This window comes from Aerococcus sp. L_32, from assembly GCF_050689315.1.
The window spans coordinates 1-937 of the sequence record NZ_JBOEQF010000692.1 but is presented as its reverse complement, the minus strand read 5'-3'; the positions used below and the strand labels follow the sequence as shown (position 1 = coordinate 937).

Sequence of the window (937 nt, the reverse complement as noted above, 5' to 3'; positions counted from 1 at the left end):
CTTAAGAAAAGACATGCTAGGTCTTGATGACTTACAAATGTGGGATATGTATACACCATTAACAGGTGATGCACCGGTGAAATTTACTTACGAAGAAGCTAAAGAGATTACATTTAAGGCTTTAGCGCCTTTAGGTGACCAATACTTGAAAGACTTGGCCAAAGCCTTTGACGAGAAATGGATCGATGTTTATGAAAATGAAGGTAAGCGTTCAGGAGCATACTCATCAGGTGCATATGATACCAACCCATATATCTTACTAAACTGGCAAGATTCATTGAATGACTTGTATACATTAGTTCATGAGTTAGGTCACTCAATGCACTCTTATTACACTAGAAGTAACCAACCATACGTATATGGGGACTACTCAATTTTCGTAGCAGAAATTGCCTCTACGACAAACGAAAACTTATTAACTTCATATTTACTAGATACAATTGAAGATAAGGATGCACAAATCTATATCTTGAACCACTATCTTGATGGGGTAAAAGGGACAATCTTCCGTCAAACACAGTTTGCTGAATTTGAAAAATTCATGCATGAATCGGATGCAAACGGGCAACCTTTAACAGCAGACTTCCTAAGTGAAAACTACTTTGAATTAAACAAGGCCTACTACGGTCCGTCAATCGGAGAGGATAAAACAATCGCTTTAGAATGGTCTCGTATCCCTCACTTCTACATGAACTACTATGTTTACCAATATGCAACAGGATTCTCTGCAGCCAACACATTGGCTAAACGTTTAGTAGAAGGTGAAGAAGGTGCCGTTGACAAGTACTTAACTTACTTGAAATCAGGTTCATCTGATTTCCCAATTAATGTTATGCAAAAAGCGGGTATCGATATGACCAATGCCACTTATATCGAAGAAACCTTTACCCAATTCGAGCAAAGATTAGCTGAATTAAAAGGCTTATTAAACAAATAG

Annotated in this window: 1 protein-coding gene; it reads left to right on the top strand. The window is 37.6% G+C overall.

The window, feature by feature from the left end; genetic code table 11:
• Nucleotides 1-937: M3 family oligoendopeptidase (locus ACRCJ0_RS15760; RefSeq protein ID WP_431391129.1), on the top strand; the 937-nt coding region annotated here is incomplete at its 5' end.